The sequence below is a fragment of the Actinocorallia populi genome, from assembly GCF_002995495.1.
GTDB classification, from domain to species: domain Bacteria; phylum Actinomycetota; class Actinomycetes; order Streptosporangiales; family Streptosporangiaceae; genus Actinocorallia; species Actinocorallia populi.
On the sequence record NZ_PVZV01000001.1, the window covers coordinates 599,037 to 620,454 of the forward strand.

25 protein-coding genes are annotated in these 21,418 nt (G+C 71.6%); 6 read left to right on the forward strand and 19 right to left on the reverse strand.

What is annotated here, in order from left to right; all coding sequences use genetic code 11:
* The first annotated feature begins 143 nt into the window (after positions 1–143).
* Complete coding sequence (pknB, locus tag C2865_RS03010; RefSeq protein WP_106396713.1) at positions 144–2,084, forward strand: Stk1 family PASTA domain-containing Ser/Thr kinase; 1,941 nt, start codon at positions 144–146, stop codon at positions 2,082–2,084.
* Positions 2,085–2,233: 149 nt separating this feature from the next.
* Here the strand turns inward: pknB and C2865_RS03015 are convergent, their stop codons facing one another.
* From C2865_RS03015 to C2865_RS03020, 3 genes are read right to left on the reverse strand one after another with little or no spacing between them, the layout of a single operon-like run.
* Entirely contained in the window at positions 2,234–2,887 is a 654-nt protein-coding gene (locus C2865_RS03015; protein WP_106396714.1) for an anthranilate synthase component II, read from the reverse strand.
* Complete coding sequence (locus C2865_RS39880) at positions 2,874–3,041, reverse strand: hypothetical protein (protein ID WP_198652848.1); 168 nt, start codon at positions 3,039–3,041, stop codon at positions 2,874–2,876. The genes C2865_RS03015 and C2865_RS39880 overlap by 14 nt, the downstream gene beginning before the upstream one ends.
* Positions 3,042–3,050: 9 nt before the next feature.
* Complete coding sequence (locus C2865_RS03020; RefSeq protein ID WP_106396715.1) at positions 3,051–3,695, reverse strand: class E sortase; 645 nt, start codon at positions 3,693–3,695, stop codon at positions 3,051–3,053.
* 152 nt (positions 3,696–3,847) lie between these two features.
* Between C2865_RS03020 and C2865_RS03025 the strand changes: the two genes are divergently transcribed.
* Positions 3,848–4,105 carry a cell division protein CrgA gene (locus tag C2865_RS03025; RefSeq protein ID WP_106396716.1) on the forward strand — a complete coding sequence of 86 codons (258 nt, stop codon included), beginning with the start codon at positions 3,848–3,850 and terminating at the stop codon, positions 4,103–4,105.
* 179 nt (positions 4,106–4,284) lie between these two features.
* Here the strand turns inward: C2865_RS03025 and C2865_RS03030 are convergent, their stop codons facing one another.
* Positions 4,285–5,142 carry a rhomboid family intramembrane serine protease gene (locus C2865_RS03030; RefSeq protein ID WP_106396717.1) on the reverse strand — a complete coding sequence of 286 codons (858 nt, stop codon included), beginning with the start codon at positions 5,140–5,142 and terminating at the stop codon, positions 4,285–4,287.
* A gap of 13 nt (positions 5,143–5,155) precedes the next feature.
* A complete protein-coding gene (locus C2865_RS03035; protein WP_106396718.1) occupies positions 5,156–5,683 on the reverse strand; it encodes a peptidylprolyl isomerase in 528 nt (175 codons plus the stop codon).
* 160 nt (positions 5,684–5,843) lie between these two features.
* On the opposite strand from C2865_RS03035, the gene C2865_RS03040 reads away from it, so the two are divergent.
* Together C2865_RS03040 and C2865_RS03045 are read left to right on the forward strand one after the other, a co-directional pair.
* The gene (locus C2865_RS03040; RefSeq protein WP_157963535.1) at positions 5,844–6,566 is read left to right on the forward strand and encodes a hypothetical protein; all 723 of its coding nucleotides are present in this window, start codon (positions 5,844–5,846) and stop codon (positions 6,564–6,566) included.
* An 81-nt stretch (positions 6,567–6,647) separates the two neighbouring features.
* Positions 6,648–7,403, forward strand: coding sequence for an acyltransferase (locus C2865_RS03045; protein WP_106396720.1), 756 nt, complete (start codon positions 6,648–6,650; stop codon positions 7,401–7,403).
* 19 nt (positions 7,404–7,422) lie between these two features.
* Here the strand turns inward: C2865_RS03045 and C2865_RS03050 are convergent, their stop codons facing one another.
* From C2865_RS03050 to C2865_RS03090, 9 genes are all read right to left on the reverse strand, one after another.
* Positions 7,423–8,238, reverse strand: a complete 816-nt coding sequence (locus tag C2865_RS03050; RefSeq protein ID WP_232835310.1) for a polysaccharide deacetylase family protein — start codon at positions 8,236–8,238, stop codon at positions 7,423–7,425.
* Positions 8,239–8,383: 145 nt separating this feature from the next.
* Positions 8,384–9,943 (reverse strand): DEAD/DEAH box helicase, encoded by a 1,560-nt coding sequence (locus C2865_RS03055; protein WP_232835311.1) that lies wholly within the window; start codon positions 9,941–9,943, stop codon positions 8,384–8,386.
* Between the two features lie 205 nt (positions 9,944–10,148).
* Positions 10,149–10,529 (reverse strand): carboxymuconolactone decarboxylase family protein, encoded by a 381-nt coding sequence (locus C2865_RS03060; protein WP_232835312.1) that lies wholly within the window; start codon positions 10,527–10,529, stop codon positions 10,149–10,151.
* Positions 10,513–11,346, reverse strand: coding sequence for an NAD(P)-dependent oxidoreductase (locus C2865_RS03065; protein WP_106396721.1), 834 nt, complete (start codon positions 11,344–11,346; stop codon positions 10,513–10,515). Before C2865_RS03065 ends, C2865_RS03060 begins: the two co-directional genes overlap by 17 nt.
* A gap of 125 nt (positions 11,347–11,471) precedes the next feature.
* Complete coding sequence (locus C2865_RS03070; RefSeq protein ID WP_106396722.1) at positions 11,472–12,053, reverse strand: TetR/AcrR family transcriptional regulator; 582 nt, start codon at positions 12,051–12,053, stop codon at positions 11,472–11,474.
* 19 nt (positions 12,054–12,072) lie between these two features.
* Positions 12,073–12,783, reverse strand: a complete 711-nt coding sequence (locus C2865_RS03075; protein ID WP_106396723.1) for an ABC transporter ATP-binding protein — start codon at positions 12,781–12,783, stop codon at positions 12,073–12,075.
* Positions 12,780–13,904 (reverse strand): FtsX-like permease family protein, encoded by a 1,125-nt coding sequence (locus C2865_RS03080; RefSeq protein WP_106397456.1) that lies wholly within the window; start codon positions 13,902–13,904, stop codon positions 12,780–12,782. The genes C2865_RS03075 and C2865_RS03080 overlap by 4 nt, the downstream gene beginning before the upstream one ends.
* A gap of 220 nt (positions 13,905–14,124) precedes the next feature.
* Complete coding sequence (locus C2865_RS03085; protein WP_106396724.1) at positions 14,125–14,775, reverse strand: response regulator; 651 nt, start codon at positions 14,773–14,775, stop codon at positions 14,125–14,127.
* Positions 14,768–15,994: a sensor histidine kinase gene (locus C2865_RS03090; RefSeq protein WP_106396725.1), complete on the reverse strand. Its 1,227-nt coding sequence runs from the start codon at positions 15,992–15,994 to the stop codon at positions 14,768–14,770. The genes C2865_RS03085 and C2865_RS03090 overlap by 8 nt, the downstream gene beginning before the upstream one ends.
* 167 nt (positions 15,995–16,161) lie before the next feature.
* Between C2865_RS03090 and C2865_RS03095 the strand changes: the two genes are divergently transcribed.
* Positions 16,162–17,361: a DUF418 domain-containing protein gene (locus C2865_RS03095; protein ID WP_106396726.1), complete on the forward strand. Its 1,200-nt coding sequence runs from the start codon at positions 16,162–16,164 to the stop codon at positions 17,359–17,361.
* 83 nt (positions 17,362–17,444) lie between these two features.
* Here C2865_RS03095 and C2865_RS03100 read toward each other — a convergent pair whose 3' ends face one another.
* The 4 genes from C2865_RS03100 to C2865_RS03115 form a co-directional block, all read right to left on the reverse strand.
* A complete protein-coding gene (locus C2865_RS03100; protein ID WP_106396727.1) occupies positions 17,445–18,092 on the reverse strand; it encodes a LuxR C-terminal-related transcriptional regulator in 648 nt (215 codons plus the stop codon).
* On the reverse strand, positions 18,092–19,381 hold the full coding sequence (locus C2865_RS03105; protein ID WP_198652850.1) for a sensor histidine kinase: 1,290 nt from the start codon (positions 19,379–19,381) through the stop codon (positions 18,092–18,094). The genes C2865_RS03100 and C2865_RS03105 overlap by 1 nt, the downstream gene beginning before the upstream one ends.
* 97 nt (positions 19,382–19,478) lie before the next feature.
* A complete protein-coding gene (locus C2865_RS03110) occupies positions 19,479–19,667 on the reverse strand; it encodes a DUF5708 family protein (protein ID WP_106396729.1) in 189 nt (62 codons plus the stop codon).
* A 104-nt stretch (positions 19,668–19,771) separates the two neighbouring features.
* Positions 19,772–20,374 (reverse strand): TetR/AcrR family transcriptional regulator, encoded by a 603-nt coding sequence (locus tag C2865_RS03115; protein ID WP_106396730.1) that lies wholly within the window; start codon positions 20,372–20,374, stop codon positions 19,772–19,774.
* A gap of 112 nt (positions 20,375–20,486) precedes the next feature.
* On the opposite strand from C2865_RS03115, the gene C2865_RS03120 reads away from it, so the two are divergent.
* Entirely contained in the window at positions 20,487–20,699 is a 213-nt protein-coding gene (locus tag C2865_RS03120) for a hypothetical protein (RefSeq protein WP_106396731.1), read from the forward strand.
* A gap of 136 nt (positions 20,700–20,835) precedes the next feature.
* On the opposite strand, the gene C2865_RS03125 is transcribed toward C2865_RS03120, so the two are convergent.
* Positions 20,836–21,354 carry a hypothetical protein gene (locus tag C2865_RS03125; protein ID WP_106396732.1) on the reverse strand — a complete coding sequence of 173 codons (519 nt, stop codon included), beginning with the start codon at positions 21,352–21,354 and terminating at the stop codon, positions 20,836–20,838.
* Between the last annotated feature and the right edge of the window lie 64 nt (positions 21,355–21,418).

Below are 21,418 nucleotides of genomic sequence, written 5' to 3' on the forward strand. Positions count from 1 at the left end.
GCAGGACCGCGCTCTGAAGCCGCCGGGCCGTCGGTAACGATTACCACAACGACGCCTCATCACGAACCCAATCCCGAAAGCACTACCACTCGGGCGCTAGGTTCGGGTAACAAGGTTCGACTCGGATCAAAGGACTGCGAGACATGACACAGCCTCGGCTGCTTGGCGGCCGTTACGAGCTCGGTGCCGTCATCGGGCGCGGAGGCATGGCCGAGGTGTTCCGTGCCCGCGACCTTCGGCTCGACCGCACCGTGGCGATCAAGACCCTCCGCACCGACCTGGCCAGGGACGCCACGTTCCAGGCCAGGTTCCGGCGCGAGGCCCAGTCGGCGGCCTCGCTCAACCACCCGTCGATCATCGCGGTGTACGACACCGGCGAGGACGACTTCGACGGCCAGCCGGTGCCCTACATCGTGATGGAGCTCGTCGAGGGCCACACGCTGCGCGAGCTGATCCGTCCGGAGAACGGCCAGGAGCGGCGGCTGCGGCCCGAGCGCGCCCTGGAGATCGTCGACGGGATCCTGCGCGCCCTGGACTACTCCCACCGCGGCGGGATCATCCACCGCGACATCAAGCCCGCCAACGTCATGCTGACCCGTGACCACGAGGTCAAGGTGATGGACTTCGGCATCGCCCGCGCGATGTCGGACTCGGCGGCCACCATGACCGCGACCGCCCAGGTGATCGGCACCGCCCAGTACCTGTCGCCCGAGCAGGCGCGCGGCGAGCGCGTGGACGCCCGCAGCGACCTGTACTCCACCGGCTGCGTGCTGTACGAACTGCTGACCGCCCGGCCGCCCTTCCAGGGCGACTCGCCGGTCGCGATCGCCTACCAGCACGTGCGGGAGGAGCCGATCCCCCCGTCCCAGCTCGACCCGGAGATCCCCCAGTGGGCCGACCGGATCGTGCTGAAGGCGATGACCAAGGACCCGGCGCACCGCTACCAGAGCGCCTCGGAGTTCCGCGCCGACATCCAGCGGGCGATGCAGGGCGTGCAGGTCGCCTCGCAGAGCACCTCGACCATGGTGGTGCCGCCGATGGCCGGCACCCAGGTGATGGGCCAGGTCCCCGGCAACCCGACGCGGGTGCAGCAGCCGGTCGGCCCCGCCACCTACGCGGGCCAGGGCGGCTACGACGACCTGCCGCCCGTGCGCTACGACGAGGCGACCCAGCACGGCGGGGGCGGGCGGCGCCGTGCCGCCTCCCACGACGACGAGCCGGGCAAGAAGGCGCAGAAGGCCGCGTTGTGGCTGCTGCTGGGGGTCGTGGTCGTCGGTGTCTTCGCCGGTCTGGCCGTGCTGCTCACCAGTGGCGGCGACGACGGCGGCGACGACCCCGCCGCGAACCTCGTGGCGATCGAGCGCGTCGACGGCATGTCCCAGGATGAGGCGACCAAGGCCCTCCAGGGCCAGGGTTTCACCGTCGACGCCAAGGAGCAGGCCAGCGACTCCGTGGCCAAGGGCAAGGTCATCGGCACCGACCCCGCGGGCGGCCAGGAGGTCGAGAAGGGCAGCGCCGTCACCCTGTTCGTCTCCATCGGCAAGGAGAAGGTGTCCGTGCCCGGCAACCTCGTCGGGCGGCCCTTCGACGAGGTCCAGAAGATCCTCCAGGGTGAGGGCTTCCTGGTCCAGTCGCAGGAGCAGAGCAGCGACTCGGCCGAGCCCGGCACCGTCCTGAAGGTCCAGCCGGGTTCCGGCCGGACGGTGAACAAGGGCGCGACGATCAACGTCACCGTCGCCAAGGCCGTGGCCAAGGCGGTCGTGCCCGACCTGCTCGGCGCCGACGAGGTCACCGCCAAGGCGCGGCTCAAGGACGAGGGCTTCAACAAGGTCGAGTTCACCCAGGCACCGGCAGAAAACGGGGCCGCCCCGGGCACCGTCTTCAAGACCAACCCGATCGCGGGCACCGAGGTCCCGGTGAGCACCACCATCGTGGTCTACATCGCCGCGCAGCCGGAGGTACCGCCGGAGCAGACGCAGCCGCCTGTTCCCACCGATCCGAACCAGCCGGACCCCGGCCAGCAGCCCGACCCGGGCCTGCCGCCGGAGGAGGACGGCGACGACACCGACCCCTTCGCGCCGTGAGACACCGCTGAGGCGGATGGAGACGCACAAGAGCCCCGGACTTCGAGTCCGGGGCTCTTGCGGCGTTCAGGGGCCGGGAGCGGTCGTCCTTCCGCGGCCTGAGGCACGAAAAGAGGGCTTCCGCCACTCGGGGGCGATGGCGGAAGCCCTCATACGGTCTTCGTCGCGGCAGGGCCCGTCGTTACGGTTTCCGGGAAAGAACTTGAAGAAAAAACTCCTCCGGATCGGAGCGAACGCAGCCAGGTGCGCAGCAGCGCGTGCCCGTGCTCGCTGAGCACCGACTCCGGGTGGAACTGCACGCCTTCCAGCGGGGCCGTCCGGTGCCGCAGACCCATGATCACGCCGTCGGAGGTGGTGGCGGTGATCTCCAGCTCGTCCGGGACCGTCCGGGGGTCGACGGCCAGCGAGTGGTAGCGGGTGGCGCGGAACGGCGACGGCAGGCCGGCGAAGACGCCGCGTCCGGCGTGGTGGATCTCGCTGGTGTAGCCGTGGACGACCTGGGGGGCGCGGGCGACCCTGGCTCCGAAGGAGTGCGCGAGCGCCTGGTGGCCGAGGCAGACGCCCAGGACGGGCGGACCGCCGTACCGGGCGGCGGCCAGCAGCTCCAGGCAGACACCGGTGCCGGCGGGGTGCCCGGGCCCGGGGCTGAGCAGCACCCCGTCCATCCCGGAGGCGTGCTCCGGGCGGGCCTCGTCCCGGTCGAGGACCAGGCAGTCGGCGCCGAGCTCCCGCAGGTACTGGACGAGGTTGTAGACGAAGCTGTCGCGGTTGTCGACGACGAGGACGCGCTCAGCCGTCCTCATCGATGGTCCCCTGGTCGAACTGGATCTGGGGCTCCACCCAGGGGAAGACGACGTACCACAGCAGCGCCGTCAGGGCGAGGGCGAGCGCCAGGGCGATCGCGGACTTGGCGAGGGGGCTCTTGGCGGGGAGGTGACGCCAGATCCACAGGTACATGGGGTCGCCTTACTTCTGGCCCCCGTCGTTCACACGGGGAAGCTGCCGGTCGAGCTCACCGAAGATGATGAGCCGCTGGGCCGCAGAATACTTGGGATGGCACGTGGTGAGCGTGATCAGCCTCTTCTTCGGCTTGCGGCCGGGGCGGAAGGGCACCGGCGCGGTCACCTCGACCCGGGTCGGCGCGACGATCTGGCTGCCGGTCACCCGGTAGACGTACTGGGTCCGGCGGGTGTCGATGAGGATCTCGTCGCCGTCCTTCAGCCTGTCGACCTTGTTGAAGGGGGCGCTGTAGGTCGTGCGGTGCCCCGAGACCACGAAGTTGCCGATCTGGCCGGGCATCGCCGTCCCGGCGTAGTGGCCGGGGCCGCGCCGCAGATCGGCGGGGGTGGTGCCCTCCACGATCACGAACCGGTACTTCGCCCCGAACCTCGGGATGCGGATCAGCGCCATGCCGTCGCCGAGCTTCACCTTCTCCCGGGTGACGTCGGCCGCGGTGGGCTCGGACCACCTGGCGTCCAACTGCTCGGCCAGCGACGTCTGCTGGGCCTGGGTGTAGCGGCCGGTGCCCCACAGCGTGTAGGTCACGAACAGCAGCACGACCAGGCCGAAGGTGATGAAGATCTCGCCCAGCGCCTTGATGAATCCGCGCATCACCTCAGTCCCCTCACCTGGGTCAACCTACCAGCGGCACGCGTGGTGGCCCGGGACGCTGCGCTCACGCGCGGGGAGCGATTAGAATTCAGCGGACTAGACGTTTGCGCGGGAGTAGACGCGCGACCCCGCGTTCGTTGAGGAGACTATCCGTGGCCAAGTCCAAGACCCGCAAGAAGGCCGTCTACACCCCGCCGGTGCGGGCCGAGAAGGCCGCGGTCACCCCGCGCTGGCTGGTGCCCGTGATGATCGCCGCCTGGCTGATCGGCCTGGGCTGGATCGCCACCTACTACGTCGCGGCCAGCACCGCCTCCGACGTTCCGCTGATCAGCGAGCTGGGCAACTGGAACCTGGGCATCGGCTTCACTCTGATCATCTTCGGAGTGATCCTGTCCACCAAGTGGCGGTAACCTCTACCCACGTATCGCGTGGTTCAATCCACGAATGTTTTCCACAGCCTGGGGACAACGGTTCGCGCCGTCCCCAGGCTGTTCGGTTCGTCCACAGACCGACGTACACCCGCCGCTCGTGACCGGTCGTCCGCCGGCGCGCGCCCGATGACGTCGGCACGCGCCGGACGGCCCGGCGCTCAGGCCAGCGCTGCCGTGCGCAGCACCGTCAGCACGAGCAGCAGGACCGCGACGGCGGCCGTCGCGCCGAGCTGGACCGCGGTGCGGTGCCGCCGGGGCGCGTACGCGTAGGCCATCGCCAGCGCCCCGCCGGTGAACAGTCCGCCCAGATGGCCCTGCCAGCTGATGTTCGATCCCCCCAGCAGCGGGATCACGAAGGTGAACGCCAGGTTCAGGATGATCACGAAGGCGATCGGCCTGATGTCCATGTTCATCCGGCGGGAGATCACGAAGATCGCCCCGAACAGGCCGAAGATGGCGCCGGACGCCCCCGCGGTGTTGGACAGCGGCGGCGAGGCGAGGTAGACCAGCGCCGAACCGCCCAGCGCGCTCATCATGTACAGGGCGAGGAAGCGCGTCCGGCCCAGCCACAACTCCAGGGACTGCCCCACCGCCCACAACGCCCACATGTTGAGCACCAGGTGCGCCACCCCGTGGTGCAGGAACGCCGAGGTGAGCAGCCGGTAGTACTCGCCCTCCGCCACGAGCGGCGGGATCAGCCCGAAGTCGTAGCGGATCAGGTTCGCGTCCCCCAGCCCGTACTGCAGGAGGAACACCGCGACGTTGACCGCGATGAGCGCGTACGTCAGCCGCGGCACGGTCGCCACCTCGCCGCCGAAGCGGCCCTGCGCGCGCCGTACGTCGCGGTTGCCCTCGCGGACGCATTCGGGGCACTGGAAGCCGACCGACGCCTCGATCATGCAGTCGGGGCAGATCGGCCGTTCGCAGCGCGTGCAGCGCACGTACGTCTCGCGTCCGGGGTGCCGGTAGCAGCTGGGCACCCCGGCCTGCTGGGGAGCCGGGGGAGTGTCTGTCACGTCAGTGCAACGGTCAGCGGCGCTCGATCGTCACCGTGTTCAGCACGACGTCCTTCAGCGGACGGTCGCCGGGGGCCGTCTCGACCTTGCCGATGGCGTCGACCACGTCCTGGCCCTCGACCACCTCGCCGAAGATGGTGTGGCCGCCGTTCAGCCACGGGGTCGGCACGGTGGTGATGAAGAACTGCGAGCCGTTGGTGCCCCTGCCGCCCTGGAGGCCCGCGTTGGCCATCGCCAGCAGGTAGGGGCGGTCGAACTTGTTCTGCGCGTGGATCTCGTCGTCGAACTTGTAGCCGGGGCCGCCGATGCCCTTGCCCAGCGGGTCGCCGCCCTGGAGCATGAAGTTGTCGATCACCCGGTGGAAGATCGTCCCGTTGTAGAGCGGGGTCTTGGAGACGGCACCGGTCTCCGGGTGCTTCCACTCCTTGGTGCCCTCGGCCAGACCCACGAAGTTGGCCACCGTGTTGGGCGCCAGTTCCGGGAACAGCCGGATGACGATCTTCCCGTGGCTGGTGTTGAACGTCGCAAGTGTCTCGGCCATAGCTCCTCCTGATGTTGTCAGCGCCGACCCCGTCATCCTGCCACGCCCTCCGGGCGGTGCGTTCACAAGGTGTGACGTGTGCCGAGGGCAGGTGTGACGTCCGGGGTGGAGGGAAGGGAGTTTTCAGGATCGTCAGCTATTCGGGGGAGGAAACGTGTCCATGCGCCGTTCCATTCGGAGAACGCCCAAGGAGGTCAACCGGAGGCTCCGCTTCAGGACCAGGGGCGTGACCGGGGCCATGCACAACTCCAGCATGCCCGGCCTGCGCCGACCGATGGGGAGGAAACCCCGCGCCGCCGTGACCGGGGCCCTGGCCAAGTCCCAGCTGAAGTCCCGGGCGCGCACCGGCGTGTCGCGCGCGCGTACCGGGGCGTCCCAGGTGCAGACGAAGATGCACCGCACCCACACCGGGATGAACCAGGCGCAGACCGGTGCCACGAAGGCCGTCGCCTGGATGATCCCGGCCTCGATCGCCGCCCGCCGGATGGCGTCCCACCGGATGACCGCGGCCCGCGGCTGGACCGCGCCGCGGATCGAACGCGCCGCCGTCTACTTCAACGGCAGCATGGCGCCGAAGATCGGCTCAGCGCTGAGCGGCACCGCCGCCTGGATCGAGCCGGCCAAGCGCCGCCGCAACACCCGCAACACCATGCTGGGCACCCTCGCCGCCTGCGCGGCGGGCGCCACCGTCGCGATGATGATGACCCGGCGCCGGCACCAGATGGAGCACCTGCTGGAGCCGGAGGAGAGCCTGGAGTCCGAGCGCCACCGGCAGGAGCAGACGCTCTCGGGCTCCTACAGCCCCTCCGCCGGGCAGAACGCCTCCTACGGCGGCGGTTCGGTCTCCGGCACCCGGGGCGTGGGCGGCATCGCGCCCGAGTGATCCACGGGGTGACCTGTGCTTCCCGGGCTACCCGCCCTACCGGCGGGTAGCCCATTTTTTAGGTACATGTACCTTTGCCCCATGTTCAAGGATGGCGCGCGCCGGCTGGCCGGAGAGGCCGTGCACCGGGCCTACGCACTGATCCGCAGGCTGGGCGAGATCAGCCCCGCCTCCCCCGGGGGCAAACGCTTCCACCATCTGGGCGAGGGCGCCTGCATCGCCTTCCCCCAGGGCGCCATCTTCGGTGAGCCCTGGATCTCGGTGGGCGCGCACACCCTGGTAGGCACCCACGTGTCCATCTCCGCGGGCTTCGTGCCGGGCCTGGACCTCGGACCCGACGTCATCGTCAGGATCGGCGGGAGCTGCTCCATCGGCCGGGGCACCCACATCGTCGGCCACCAGTCGATCGTCATCGGCGACGACGTCTTCACCGGGCCCTACGTCTACATCACCGACCAGAACCACACGTACGCGCAGACCGACGCGCCCATCGGCCGGCAGTGGCCGGAGAACAGCGCGGTCGAGATCGGCGACGGCTGCTGGCTGGGCACCGGGTCGATCATCCTGCCGGGGACCCGGCTGGGCAGGAACGTGGCCGTGGCCGGCGGCGCGGTGGTCCGGGGGGAGTTCCCCGACAACTGCGTGATCGCGGGCGTGCCGGCGAAGGTCGTCCGCCGGTACGACGCCGAGGAGGGCTGGCTGCCGCCGCTGAAGAACCGCCCGGCCGCCACCGCCGAGGAGCTCGCCCTGCTGTCCCTGGACGGCCTGCGCGGCCTCCAGGAGCTCCAGGACCGCATCCGCGAGGAGGACACCGCCAGGCGCGAGCAGGCGGGCTGACCCGGCGGCCCGCGCGCCTTCAGCGGCCCAGGTACTTCTTGCCGGGTTTCGGTTTCTTCACGCCCTCCGACGCCGCCAGGACGTCCGAGACCGACGCCAGGGTCAGCCCCTTGCGCCGGGCCGCCTCGAGGATGCGCGGGACGGCGTCCACGGACGTGGGGTGGATGTCGTGCATGAGGATGATCGAGCCCCGGCGCAGCCCCTTGACGGCGCGGCGCGCGACGACGCCGCTGTCGCGGTTCTCCCAGTCGTTGGTGTCCACGCTCCACAGGATCACCGCCATGCCGTCGTCGCGGGCGTGCCGCTCGACCCGCTTGTCGGTGGCGCCGTAGGGCGGCCGGAAGAGGGTCGGGGGGAAGCCGAGCACGCTCTTGATGGCGCGGTTGGTGGCGTCCAGCTCGCGGTCGACGGCCTTGTCCGGTTCGCTGGTGAGCTGCAGGTGCTTCTGGGTGTGGTTGCCGACCTCGTGCCCCTCCTCGGCCACGCGCAGCAGGACGTCGGGGTACTGCGCGGCGTTCAGGCCGATGACGAAGAACGTCGCCTTCGCCTTGGCCCTGGCGAGCATGTCCAGCAGCCGCTCGGTGTCGGGGCCCGGACCGTCGTCGAAGGTCAGCGCGACGCACCTGAGCTTGCGGCAGTCGGTCTTCGGCCGCTCGAAGGTGGGGGGCAGGGTCGGCAGCGGCGGGAGCAGCGGTTCCTTCGGCCGCTCCGCCTCGCGCTTCTTCTCAGCCCAGGTCCACTCGATCCGGTGGGCGTCGCTCGCCGATCCTCCCGAGACCAGCATCAGCCCCATCAGGCCGGCGACACCGATCGCCAGCCGCCTGCCCCAACGCACAGCTCCCCGCATTCCTCGCGGCCGTCACGACCATCGGAGTTGAGAACTCTGTCACCATAAACGGCGAGAAAGCCCTAGAAGCAAGAAATGCTACAGGCCGGGCCCTCATCCGGGCCCGGCCTGTACGGTCGGTGCTGCCTGAGACTCAGGCGGTGGTCGAACGGCGCTGGCGGTAGGGGCGCTCGCCGCCGCCCGAGGTGCCGCCCGAGGGGTTGCCGCCCGCGTGCCGGCCCGTGCCCCGGTGGGCCCGGTTGCCGCCGGCCTCGCGCTCGCCGCGCTCCCGGTACGGACGGCCGCCGCCGCGCTCGCCGTCACGGCCGGCCGCCGCGTCACGGCCCGCGTCGCGGCCGCCTTCGAAGCCGCCTTCGCGTCCGCCCCGGTAGGGACGGCCGCCGCCACCGCCGCCACCGCGGCGCGGGCCGCGGCCGAAGCCGCCCTGACGGCGCGAGGAGCGCTTCTCCTGCTCGGGGATGATCGGCTCGGGGATGGGCACGCCGGACGGCTCGCGCGCGCCGGTCAGCGCGACCAGCGACGGGTCCATCGAGGTGACCTTGAGCCGCTCGGCGTTGATGCCGGCGCGGCGCATCATCGAGGTGGTCGCCCGCACCTGGTGGGAGAGCACCATCGTGACGACGGTGCCCTTCTCGCCCGCCCGCGCGGTGCGGCCGGCCCGGTGCATGTAGTCCTTGTGGTCGGCCGGCGGGTCGACGTGCAGCACGAGGGTGACGTCGTCCACGTGGATGCCGCGCGCGGCGACGTCCGTGGCGACCAGGACGCTGATGCGGCCCTCGCGGAACTCGGCCAGCGTACGGGTGCGCAGGTTCTGCGACTTGCCGCCGTGCAGGCCGGCCGCGCGCACGCCCACCGAGGTGAGCTGCTTGGCGATCCGGTCGACGCCGTGCTTGGTGCGGGCGAACAGGATCGTCCGGCCCTCGCGGTTGGCGATCTCGGCGGTGATGGTGTTCTTCTCCTTCGGCGGGACCAGGAGAAGGTGGTGCTCCATCGTGTCGACCGTGTCGTTGACCTCGCTGAGCGCGTGGGTGACCGGGTCGTTGAGGTACTTGTTGACCAGGACGTCGACCTCGCGGTCGAGGGTCGCCGAGAACAGCATGCGCTGGCCGCCGGGCCGCACCTCGTTGAGGATGTCCGTGACGTCGGGCAGGAAGCCCATGTCGGCCATGTGGTCGGCCTCGTCCAGCACCGCGATGCGCACCTCCGACAGGTCGCAGGCGCCCTGGCGCATGAGGTCCTTGAGGCGGCCGGGGGTGGCCACCAGGATCTCGACGCCGCGGCGCAGCGCGTCGATCTGGCGGGGCATGGAGGTCTGGCCGATGACCGTCTTCATCCGCAGGCCGACGGCGCGGCCGAGCGGCTCGATGACGGTCTGCACCTGCTGGGCCAGCTCGCGGGTCGGCACCAGGATCAGGCCGAGCGGCCGCTTCGGCCGGGCCTGCTGGTGGGCGAGCAGGGTCAGCAGGGGGAGGCCGAAGCCGAGGGTCTTGCCGGAGCCGGTCTTACCGCGGCCCAGGATGTCCCGTCCGGCGAGCGCGTCGGGGATCGAGGCGGCCTGGATGGGGAAGGGGTGGGTGATGCCGTTGCGGGCGAGGGAGTCAACCAGCGCGGCGGGCAGGCCGAGCTCGGCGAAGGAGGGCAGGATCTCTTCTTCCGTGGTGGGGGCGGGCAGGGCAGGGGATACGTCTGACACGTACAGCCTTCCGAGAGGGGGGCACGTCTCGGGAGGCCCCCTGTGCCGGCGGCACGTGAATGAGGAGGGTCGCTGCAAGGACGAGCCCGGCGGCCGACGAGCGGCACGCCGTGAAATGGGTGAACACTGGACTAACGTCGGGAGAACCAGCTTTATGCCATGTTCTCCACAACAGCTGTTCAGCATACCCGCCTTCGCTCCGGGGCTAGGACGTTCCGTCGCGCCGCGCCGCCCTGTCCCTGCGGGCGATCAGGGTCTCCACCTGCCCGTTCAGCTTCGCGCCCGTGGGCCAGCCCACGTAGTGCGTGAGGAAGATGACGATCTCCCGCAGCTCGGCGGCGTCGAGCTCGCCGTTGTCCAGGGCGGCGGGGAACTGGAGGTCCAGCACGTCGTGGAGGTTCTGCCCGGCCAGCAGGCCGATGAGCAGCAGCCTGCGCTCGCGCATGGACAGGCCCTCGCGGGTCCAGATCTCGGCGAAGAGGTGGTCGACGGTGTAGCCGAAGAACTCGTCACCGGGGCTGTCGGTGACGTCGAAGCCGTAGACCTCGGCCATCTTGCGCAGGCCCAGTTCACGCCGTTCGGTCACGGGACACCCCCAGGGATTCGGGCAGCAGTTCGGCGGCGAGCTCGGTCAGCGGGGTCCGCACGCCCAGCTCTTCGGCCAGCTCCATGGCCAGGGCCAGGTCCTTGTCGCCCAGGGCCAGGACGTGCGAGTAGACACCGTGCAGGGGGTCCTCGGGGTCCAGGGGGCCGGTCTCGGACCTGAGCATGATCGAACCGGGTCCGCCGGTGATCGCGTCGCTGTGCCGCACCACCCGGGCGAGCCTGCGCAGGGAGACCCCGGCCGCCTCGGCCAAGCGCTGCGCCTCCCCCGCGGCGGTGAAGGCGACGAAGTGCAGCAGGTTGCGGGCGAGCTTGGCGTGGGTGCCCGCGCCGACCGGCCCCATGTGCACGGTCAGGCCGGACCACGGGGCGAAGGCCTCCTCGCAGCGGGCGAAGGCCTCCTTCGAGCCGCCGACCATGACGGCGAGGGTGCCCTGGTGCGCGCCGAGGAAGCTGCCGCTGACGGGGGCGTCGACGACCTCCACCCCGTACGGCCCGGCCTCGGCGGCCAGCTCGACGGCGGTCTGGGCGCGGACCGTGGAGTGGATCGCGATGACCGACCCGGGGGAGAGCAGCGGCAGCAGGACCGCGCAGACCTCGCGCACCTGGGCGTCGTCGCGGACCATCAGCCCGACGACGCCGGCCTCGGCGACGTCCTCCAGCCGGCGGGCGCCCCTGGCGCCCTTGTCCACCAGCTCCTGGACGGCCTCCGGGCGCACGTCGTGGACGATCACGCCGCGCTCCACCAGGTGTCCGGCCATGGGGGCGCCCATCTGGCCCAGGCCGACGAAACCGATCATCGATGCACCTCGCCGGGAATCGCGGACTGTGACGACCAAACGATTGTTTTGGACACCTGTCCAGATTACAGTCCAGGACCGCGGGCGGCGCAAGGGCTCGCCGGCACCGAACCGCGCCGGGGCGGTCAGGAGCGGCGGAGGTAGGGCTCCAGGAGCTCGTGGGCGAGGGCGCTCGCCTTCTCCTCCGAGAGGGCGCCGCTCTCGAGCATCAGGGACGCGCGGTGGACGACGGCCTGGATCAGCTCGCCCATCTCCCCCGGGTCCGCGCACCCCAGAGCGGCGAGCGCCTCGTCCAGCGGGGTGCGCAGCCGGTCGTGCAGGACCTTGCTGGACTCGGCCAGGAACTCCGCGCGGGCAAAGGCGGCCAGCCCCCGGGCGATCGCGTGCTCACCGGACGCCACCAGGTGGAGGTTGGCGTCCACATAGGCCAGGGCGCGGTCCGCCGGGGTGGACGCCTCCTCGATCCGCGCCGCGACGTAGGCCGCCCACCGGGGGAACATCTCGACGACGACGGCTTCCAGAAGGTCGTCCTTGGAGCCGAAGTACTGGTAGATGCTGGAGCGCGCGAGACCGGTGCGCTTGGCGACGGCGGCCAGGCTCGGGGCCTGGCTCCCGCCCTGGGCGAGGATGTCCCGTGCCGCGTCGAGGATGGCCTTGCGCTGCATGGCGCGGTGCTCCGCGACGGTGGCCGCCTGGATCTTCGGCACGGGACTCCTCACTTCTCCGCTATTCGACGCGCGTGAGCCTTCCGTCGACCATCTCGTGGACGGTGTCGCAGTGGCCCAGCACATCATGGTCGTGCGTCACCATGATGGCGGCCACTCCATGTTCCCTGGTCTCGCGGGCGAGCAGTGCGACGATCTCGTGGCTGCGCTGCCGGTCGAGCGCGGCGGTCGGCTCGTCCACCAGGAGCAGGCTCGGGCCGGTCACGAGCGCGCGGGCGATGCCCACCCGCTGGCGCTCGCCTCCGGAGAGCTGGTGCGGGCGCCGCTTCGCCTTCTCGGCCAGCCCGACCTCGGCGAGCAGCTCCAGCGGGTCGCGGCCCGCCTTCCCGCCGAACTTCACGGGCAGGCGCAGCTGGTCCTCTGCCGTCAGCGCCGGGATCAGGTTGCCGGACTGGAAGACGAACCCGACGGCCTCCCTGCGCAGGGTCGTGCGCTCCCGCCTGCCGGCGACCGTCATGTCGCGCCCGGCGACCATCACGGTGCCGGAGGTGGGCGTCGTGAGGCCGCCCGCGACGGCCAGAAGGCTGGACTTCCCGGCCCCGGAAGGCCCGACGATGGCGGCGAACTCCCCCGGTTCCACGATGAGGGACACCTCGCTCAGCGCGTTGATGACGTCCTCGCCGTCACCGATCTGCAGGTTCACGTCCCGCATGACGAGGCCCGACGTGTTCTTCTCGGACCGTGCTCCGGGCACGGTTTCGGCCGGCTTCATCGGCTGCCTCCCAGGGCGGTCAGGGGATCGACTGCGGTGATGCGCAGCACCGCGCCGAGCGCGCCCGCCACGCCGAGCAGGACGAGCAGCGCGGAGGCGGCCGCGACGGCCCCGGCCTCCAGCGCGAACGGCGCGGTGCCGCCGATCAGGTTGCCGAGCCCGACGCCGGCGGCCACACCGACGCCCACCGACAGGATCAGGAGGATGAGCGCCTGGGCGAGGGCGTCGCGCAGCAGGTAGCCGGTGGACGCGCCCATCGCGCGCACCACGGCGATCTCCTGCCTGCGCTGGATCGTCAGGACGGTGAAGAACGCGCCGACGACCAGCGCGGAGATGGCGTAGAGGAAGACCTCGATGAGCTGCAGCGTCGACGTCTCGGCGCTGTAGCCGGGGGAGGCGCCGAAGGACTCCTCCAGGGTGAGGCTCTCGGTGCCGGCGGCCAGGTCCCCGGCCCGGAGGTCGGCGGACCCGCCCTTCACGGCCACCGCGGTGATCTCCCGGTAGGCGCGTTCGGGCACCTCGTCGCCCGGCCGCGCCCCGACGTGCACCTCCTGCCAGGTGCGCAGCGGCACGTAGGCGACGTCCACGTGCCCGTAGGTGTGCTGGTCGGCGAGCGTCCCGACGACCTTCAGCTCGGTTCCGATCCGGTCGATCGTGATGGTGTCGCCGAGCCTGATGCCGTCCTCGACGGCCGTCCTGCTGACGACGATCCCGGCGGGGGCGCCGTCGCTCAGCCGCGCGCCCTCGTCGACCGCGGGCGAGAGGTAGGAGCCGGGCTCCACGCCGAACAGCGCCAGGTCGATCTCGACGCCGCCGCCGCTGCGCCCGTTGACCAGGACGTTCCCGAACGGCGCGGCGTCCTCCACCCCCTCCCGTCCGGCCCAGGTCCCGACCGCGGAGGTCTCCACCACGCTGCGCGAGAAGGCCGACGCGTGCTGCACCCCCCTCTCGAACGCGAAGGAGGTGGCGGGCAGCCGCTGCAACCCGGACACGCCGTCGTTGACCAGCCCCACCGACAACCCGGACAGCAGCACCATGAGAACGGCGATCAGCGCCACCACGGCGCCCATGAGCCCGAACCGGGCACGGGCGAACTTCAGCTCCCTGAGCGCTAGGAACACGGGCTCCGCCTCTCGGACGGGCATTTTATCGACATCATGTCGGCATCGTATCGACGCATTGTCGACAACCTGCGCGACCCCCGTTCCCGGCGCTCCGGCACGGCGGCCGCCCCGTCCGAAAGCCCCTCAGGCGGTCTTCGGAGTGGCCCGCATGCCCACGTAGCAGACTCGGGAGCCGTCGCCGAGGGTGGCGCGCGGCATGCGGTCGCCGTCCTGGGGCTCAGCCCCCGTCGTGTTCCCGGACGAGGATGGCGGCCTGGACGCGCGAGCGCAGGCCCAGCTTCGTCAGGATGTGGGAGACGTGGGACTTCACGGTCGTCTCGCTGATGTACAGGCGCCGTGCGATCTGCTGGTTGGACAGGCCCTCGCCGAGGCAGGCGAGGACGTCACGTTCGCGTTCGGTGAGCCCGTCCAGGCCCCGCGGCGCGGGCTCCGCCCCGGATTCGGGACGGGGCGCGGTGCGGGCGAACCGGGAGATCACCCGGCGGGTCACCTCCGGGGCCAGCACGCCGTCGCCCCGTGCCACCGCCCGTACCGCCTCCACCAGCTGCGCGGCCTCGACGGACTTGATCAGGAAGCCCGCGGCTCCGGCCTGCAGGGCGTCGTAGACGTACTCGTCGAGGTCGAAGGTCGTGAGGATCAGGACCTGGCACACCTCCTCCCGGACGAGGATCCGCGTGGCCTCGATGCCGCCGCCGGGCATGCGGACGTCCATCAGCACCACGTCCGGCCGCAGCCGCCGGGCCATCCGCACCGCGCTCTCGCCGTCGGCGGCCTCGCCGACGACCTCGACGTCCTCGGCCCGGTTCAGCACGAGCGCCAGCCCCTGCCGCACCGCGGCGTGATCGTCCGCGACCAGGACCCTAACCATGCCGCTCCCTCTTCTCTCCCAGCGGGAGTACCGCGTGGACCCTCCAGCGGCCGCCCTCCGGCCGCGCCGTGACCGTCCCCTTGATCGCCGCCGCCCGCTCGCGCATGTTGAGCAGGCCGGTGCCCCCGCCGGACAGGGCCGGCTCCCCGCCGCGCGCCAGCTCGTTGACGACCTCCACGTGCAGGTCGTCTCCGTCGGGGAACACCCTGACCCACGACCGGGCCCCGGCGGCGTGCTTGACGGCGTTGGTCAGCGCCTCCTGGACGATCCGGTAGGCGGTGAGGTCCACGGCGGCGGGCAGGTCGGGCGGCGGGGCCTCGCCGTCCCCGGCGGCCATGGCGACCCGCAGCCCGGCGGCCCGCGCCGAGTCCAGCAGGAGGTCCAGGTCCGCCAGGCGGGACGGGGCGACGTCGGAGATCCGGTGCTCCAGCGGATCCTGGCTGCGCAGCAGCTCGATCATGGCGCGCATCTCCCGAAGGGCCTCCACGCTGTTCTGCCGGATGGCGCGCAGGACGTCGTCGACGAGCTCCCGCTCGTCCTGCTCGGGATCCACCGCGCCGGACTGCAGGGCGATGGCGGACAGATGACCGGCGATCACGTCGTGCAGGTCCCGCGCCATCCGGGCCCGCTCCTCCGCGACGGCCGAGCGCCGGTCGAGCTCGGCGATCACGGCCTGCTGCTCCGCCCGGAGCCGCTCCGCGTCGGCCGTCTCGCGCTCCTGGCGCACCGCCGTGGCCCACCACACCGGCACGAACAGCAGGTCCAGCATCAGCAGGAACACCAGGACGGCGATCTGCCGATCCTGCGCGGTGACGAGGAGCAGCACCGTGACCGCGGCCATCAGCACGACGATCGTGCGCACGAGCAGGCGGTTGACGGCCTTGGAGGCGTGAAGGGCCGCGCTGTGGAGCAGTTCCCACAACGCCAGCAGCATGGGGATGCTGAAGCCCATCAGCAGGTCGGCCATGCCGCACAGCAGGCCGGCGCCGAGCGCGGGCAGCGGCATGATCCTGCGCACCAGCACGGCGGCGCAGGCCCCCGCGAGCGGGACCAACCGCCACGGGGCGGAGACCTCCCACGGCGCGGACGCGCTCGCGTCCCACAAGAGGGACTCCCAGCCGGTCGCGCAGAGCGCCGCGCCCAGAACGAACAACCCCGCGGCGGGCAGGACGTCCTTCCGGCGGAGGCTCCGGTCCCGCGGGATCCCGATAATGGACACACGGTCATGAAACCACGGTCATCGCCGGTTCCCTCGCCTGTTTCCCCTGCTCGGACGGCATCTCATCCGAAAGTCGGAGGCGCGGAACGGAAGACCTCCGAAGTGATGGCACCGTCCCCTCCCAACCGCCGAAGACGCGGCGGGGGCTCCCGATGAGACTTCCGATTATGAGCTCCATCAGCAGGCCCGACACCGCTGTCCCACCCGTGAAGGCCTCCTCGCCCGCACCGGCCGGCGCAGGCCGGCGCATCGACGTGCTGGACGTCCTCCGCGGCATCGCGATCCTCGGCACGCTCGGCACGAACATCTGGCTCTTCACCCACCCGGCGGGACCGCCGAGCGCCTTCTCCCTCCTGCCCGAGAGCGGCTCCACCGTGGAGACCGTCCTCCGCTACCTGACGAACGGCAAGTTCCTGGCACTGCTCACCCTCCTGTTCGGCGTGGGACTGGAGCTTCAGTACCGGTCCGCGCTGCGGAAGGGGAAACGCTGGCCCGGCCGGTACCTGTGGCGGACGGCCCTGCTGTTCCTGGAGGGGGCACTCCACTTCGTCCTCGTCTTCGAGTTCGACGTCCTGGTCGGCTACGCGTTCATCGCGCTGATCGTCGCCCACCTGATCGGCCGCGGTGAGCGGAGCGTGCGCAGGTGGATGGTGGCGATGGGGACGGTCCACCTGGCGCTGATCTCCCTGCTCACCCTCGCCCTGCTCACGGCGAACGCCTCCGGCGGCTCGTTCGGCGACCCGGGCCTCTATGCCACGGGCTCCTACGCCGAGCAGGTCGAGATGCGACTGGACCGATTCGTCCTGTACCGCTTCGAGACGCTTCTCGTGATCCCCATGGGCGTCGTCCTCTTCCTCCTCGGCTCCCGCCTGCTGCGGGCCGGCGCGTTCGAGAACGACGAGCGCGGCACCCGCCTCCGCAACCGTCTGATGCTCGTCGGCCTAGGTGCGGGCGCCCCGCTGAACCTGGTGACCGCCTTCGCCGGTCCCGAGTGGTTCCTGGTGGACCGCTACGTGCTGCCCCCGCTGGTGGCCGTCGGCCTGCTCGGCCTGGTCACCACCCTGGCTCTCCGCGCCACCGGCGCCCCCGGGCCGCTCCGCCGCGGGGTGACGGCCGTCGGCCGGACCGCCCTGTCCGGCTACGTGTTCCAGAACCTGGCCGCCTCCGCCCTCTGCTACGGCTGGGGCCTGGGCCTCGCCGCCCGGCTCGACTGGGCCCGCCCCTGGTGGCCCGTGCTCGCCTGGGCCGCGATCGTCACCGCACTCCTCGTGCTGTCGTCGTTGTGGTTGCGGAGGTTCAGCCGGGGACCGCTGGAGCTCGTCTGGCACTGGGCGTACCTGGCCCCCCTGCGCGGGAACCGTTCCTGAGACCCCGCCTCCCGCGAGGGCGTTCCACGAAGGACCGGCGGCACCGCACCGGTGCCGCCGGCGGCCGTCCGGCGGGACGGACCTCAGCCGGAGGAGCGCAGGAGCCGCACCACGGCGGCGACGCGGCGGTGGCGGGCGTCGTCGTCGGGCGGCAGGCCGAGCTTGGCGAAGATGCGCTGGGTGTGCTTCTCCACGGCCCCGACGGTGACCACCAGCGCCTCGGCGATCGAGGTGTTGGAGCGGCCCTCCGCCATCAGCGTGAGCACCTCGCGTTCGCGGGGGGTCAGGCCGGCGAGCGGGTCGCGCCGCCGGTCCATCAGGCCGCGCACGACGGCCGGGTCGAGCACCGTCCCGCCGTCGGCCACGGTCTCGAGCGCCTCCAGGAATTCGTCGATCTCGCTGACGCGGTCCTTGAGCAGGTAGCCGGCGCCGCTCGGGTCACCGGCGAACAGGTCCTGGGCGTAGGGGACGACGACGTACTGCGAGAGCACCATCATCCGCGCCTCCGGCCAGGACCGGCGCACCTCCAACGCGGCCCGGAGCCCTTCGTCGGTGTGGCTGGGCGGCATCCGGACGTCGACGATCCCGATGTCCGGGCGTTCCCGCAGCATCGCCTCGACGTACGAGGGGCCGTCGCGGACCGCCGAGACCACCTCGTGCCCGGCCTCGCCCAGCAGCAGTTGCAGGCCCTCGCGCAGCAGCGCCGAGTCGTCGGCCACGACCACGCGCATCAGCGCCGGTCCACCGGGATGCAGGCCCGCACCAGGGTCGGGCCGCCGGGCGGCGAGGAGACGGTCAGCTCGCCCTCGGCCGCCTCGATCCGCCGGGCCAGCCCGGCCAGGCCGAGCCCCTTGCCCTCGTGCGCGCCGCCGACGCCGTCGTCGGACACCTCCACCACAAGCCCCATACCGGACATGGTGACATGGACTTCGGCACCGCCGGCCCCGCTGTGCTTGGCGACGTTGGTGAGCGCCTCGGCGACCACGAAGTAGGCGGCTGTCTCCACGTGCGGGGGCAGGCCGTCCGGCACGTCCGCCCTGACCGTCGCGGGGACCGGGCAGCCCTGGGCCATCTCCTCCACCGCGGCGGCCAGCCCGCGGTCCACCAGCAGCGGCGGGGCGATGCCGCGCGAGAGCGACCGCAGCTCGGCGACCGTCTCGGTGGCCTGGCGGCGGGCGTCCTCGATGATCTGCCCGGCCCGTTCGGGATCCTTGTGGACCTGGCGGCGGGCCCGGCCGAGGTCCATCGCGAGCCGCACCAGCCGCTGCTGCGGACCGTCGTGGATGTCGCGCTCGAGACGGCGCAACGAGGCCGACTCGGCCACCCGCGCCGCGTCGCGCGAGTCCTGCACCCGGTCGACCTGGCCCTGCAGTTCCGCGCGGCCGCACAGCAGCGCCGCGGCCGGGCCGGCGTGCGTCAGCGCGGCCACCCGCATCATCCAGGGCAGGGTGAGCAGCGCGAAGACGCCGAATCCGGTGTTCAGCATGATCTCGGGCTCGCGTCCCTCGCCCAGCCCGATGAGGGACGCCAGGGTGACGGAGTCGTCGTCCAGGGGCAGGAAGCGCTCCCAGTACCAGTAGGTCAGCCCGCCGCCGACGGCCGCCCACCAGGCCACCACCAGCGAGAACGCGATCGTGCCGGTCACCAGGCCCACCAGCGACCATGCGACGTCCAGCCAGCTCTGCGGGTCGCGCAAGGGGGTGAGGACCCGCCGTATGAAGCCTTCGTCCGCGCGGGACCGGAGGTGGCGGGGCTCGGGCGCGGACCGGCCCAGCATGCCGCGGAGGCGCAGCCGCTCGGCCACGGCGAACCCGCGCGCGATCAGCACCCCCAGCGTCATCAGCGCGAGCCCGACGCCCAGGACCGACAGCCCCGCCCCGGTCGCGAGCACCGGCAGCACCACCACGAAGGCGGCCAGGGAGATCGGAAAGGCCGTGAGCGCGTAGGCGGAGTCGAGCAGGACACGCCTGGCACCGCGAATCCGGACCGGAGGCCGGTCGAGCCGCATCGTGGTCGTCATGCCCCTCATACTTCTCGCCGCCCGAATCGCACGCTATCCGGCCAGCCCGACACTTCCGGGATCCCGCCCCCGCGACGACCGCGATCCTGGCGTTCGCCTACCTCCCGCCGATGACGCTCCGGTAGATCCCGTACGCGGCCTCCAGCCCGCCCACGACCATCAGCACGACACCGAGCTTGGTCAGGGTGACCACCGGCGTCTCGACGTCACCGGTGAACCGCCAGAGCAGCAGCCCGATCACGAAGGTCACGACTCCCCAGAGCAGTGCCTTGGCATCCTTGTTCATCGCCGTTCCCTCTCCCTCGGTGCCGGATCCGCCGCTCGAAATCCTCGCAACGTCCGGCGCGGAGCACACCCTTCGAAAGGAGGAGACGTGCTTCCGCCGCCCCGTCAGCGGGTGGAGAAGATCCGGTCGAGCTGGTGGTCGATGAGGCTCAGGGCGGACTCGGAAGTGCGCTGGCCGAGCAGCATGCCGGTCTGCAGCCCGTCGGCGGCCGCCAGGAGGAGGGCGGCTTCGCGGCGCGCGTCGACGTCCGGCGGGACGTGGCCCTGTTCCCGCGCTCCGGTGATCAGGGCGGTGATCAGGTCCTCCAGGGCCGGGGGCGCGTTGCGGGCGATCTCTCCCAGGCTCTCGTCGCGCAGCATCCGGACGAAGTAGGCGACGTACACCAGGTGGCGGGTCCGGCGCTCTTCATCCAGGGGGAGCAGTTCCATCAGGACTCCGCGCAGGACCGCGCGGGGGGCGGGGTCGTCGCCCAGGGCCGCCACGCGCTCGCGTGCCCGGTGCTCGGCGTCGGCGTTGAGGATCTCCAGGGCGGCGAGCAGGAGGTCGTCGCGGGTGCCGAAGTAGTACTGCAGCAGCCGCGCCGAGACCGCCGCCTCGGCGGCGACCTGCCGGAGCGTCACGTCCTCCAGGCCGCCGCGGGCCGCCAGCCGCCACACGGCCTCGGCGATCTGCCGGCGGCGCCGGTCGTGGTCCACCTGTCGGGGCATCCCTGATCCTCCGTGCCGTGCTGCGGGACTCCGCCCGGAACCGTTTTGGTGCGATCGTACCAAAACATGCTATGGTTCGATCGAACCATAAAGAGGAAGAGGGGATCCCGGCATGAGGTACGTGATGTGGCAGGTCGTCGGCATGGTCCTGCTGGTGCTGGGCGCGCAGGGCGGCATCCGGCTCCTGGCCGACCGCGACGACGCGGGCCTGCTGGGCCCCGTCGCCGACGGCTTCGCGCCACTGATCACCGGCTACGTGGTGATCGCCCTCGCCGGCGCTCTCCTGGCGGGCTGGGGCGCCTCCCGGACGAAGAAGGCCGGGTGACGGAGTGCCGGTCCGAGTCGCGGCGGACGCCGCCTGACCACCGACACGCGCACAGGGCCTTCCGCGGCGATCACGCCGTGAAGGCCCTGTTTCACGCGGCCGCAGATCCGCCGCCGCAGGGTCGGAATTCCGGCCATCAGGCGAAGGAGACGGCGGCCAGCGCGATGAAAGAACCGGCGAAGACCACCGTGTTGCGGATGTAGGTCTGGACGCGCACCCAGCCGGGGAAGGCGTCCTCGGCAGCCTTGAGGAAGGGCGCGACCTCGACGCGGGCCAGCTCCGGGTCGCCCTTCCGCCGGAAGGCCGCCTGCACGGACTTCACCGCGGTGAGGTTGCTGTAGACGATCACCACGTTCATCAGCAGGACCAGCGAGGAGAAGACCCAGGTCAGCGGCCGGGCCAGATCGGCTCCGGCGAGGCCCAGCACAGCAGTGGTGATCATCACCGCGGCGACGGCCACCGGAGCCGCGGTCTCGTGGCCGGCGGCGTCGAACCGGAGCCCGTTCTCCTCCAGCACCTCGGGCCGGACGCTCTGGCGGCGGAGCTCGGCCACCGCGGCGGCCTTGGCAGCGGGCCCGAAATGGTGGCGGACCAGCGGGATGCTGACGAAGACGGCGGCGACGAGCAGCTGCATGACGGCGGCGAGGGTGTTCACGGGCTCTCCCTGAGTTGCACTTAGTTCAACTGGCTGGCAGGCCCACCATAGGCCGCTACTTGAA

Excerpts from the sequence above, each read along its gene's own strand:
- pknB (WP_106396713.1), top strand. The coding sequence starts at position 144 with ATGACACAGCCTCGGCTGCTTGGCGGCCGTTACGAGCTCGGTGCCGTC.
- C2865_RS03015 (WP_106396714.1), bottom strand. The coding sequence starts at position 2,887 with ATGAGGACGGCTGAGCGCGTCCTCGTCGTCGACAACCGCGACAGCTTC.
- C2865_RS39880 (WP_198652848.1), bottom strand. The coding sequence starts at position 3,041 with ATGTACCTGTGGATCTGGCGTCACCTCCCCGCCAAGAGCCCCCTCGCC.
- C2865_RS03020 (WP_106396715.1), bottom strand. The coding sequence starts at position 3,695 with ATGCGCGGATTCATCAAGGCGCTGGGCGAGATCTTCATCACCTTCGGC.
- C2865_RS03035 (WP_106396718.1), bottom strand. The coding sequence starts at position 5,683 with ATGGCCGAGACACTTGCGACGTTCAACACCAGCCACGGGAAGATCGTC.
- C2865_RS03040 (WP_157963535.1), top strand. The coding sequence starts at position 5,844 with ATGCGCCGTTCCATTCGGAGAACGCCCAAGGAGGTCAACCGGAGGCTC.
- C2865_RS03045 (WP_106396720.1), top strand. The coding sequence starts at position 6,648 with ATGTTCAAGGATGGCGCGCGCCGGCTGGCCGGAGAGGCCGTGCACCGG.
- C2865_RS03065 (WP_106396721.1), bottom strand. The coding sequence starts at position 11,346 with ATGATCGGTTTCGTCGGCCTGGGCCAGATGGGCGCCCCCATGGCCGGA.
- C2865_RS03075 (WP_106396723.1), bottom strand. The coding sequence starts at position 12,783 with ATGAAGCCGGCCGAAACCGTGCCCGGAGCACGGTCCGAGAAGAACACG.
- C2865_RS03085 (WP_106396724.1), bottom strand. The coding sequence starts at position 14,775 with ATGGTTAGGGTCCTGGTCGCGGACGATCACGCCGCGGTGCGGCAGGGG.
- C2865_RS03095 (WP_106396726.1), top strand. The coding sequence starts at position 16,162 with ATGAGCTCCATCAGCAGGCCCGACACCGCTGTCCCACCCGTGAAGGCC.
- C2865_RS03100 (WP_106396727.1), bottom strand. The coding sequence starts at position 18,092 with ATGCGCGTGGTCGTGGCCGACGACTCGGCGCTGCTGCGCGAGGGCCTG.
- C2865_RS03105 (WP_198652850.1), bottom strand. The coding sequence starts at position 19,381 with ATGACGACCACGATGCGGCTCGACCGGCCTCCGGTCCGGATTCGCGGT.
- C2865_RS03110 (WP_106396729.1), bottom strand. The coding sequence starts at position 19,667 with ATGAACAAGGATGCCAAGGCACTGCTCTGGGGAGTCGTGACCTTCGTG.
- C2865_RS03115 (WP_106396730.1), bottom strand. The coding sequence starts at position 20,374 with ATGCCCCGACAGGTGGACCACGACCGGCGCCGCCGGCAGATCGCCGAG.
- C2865_RS03120 (WP_106396731.1), top strand. The coding sequence starts at position 20,487 with ATGAGGTACGTGATGTGGCAGGTCGTCGGCATGGTCCTGCTGGTGCTG.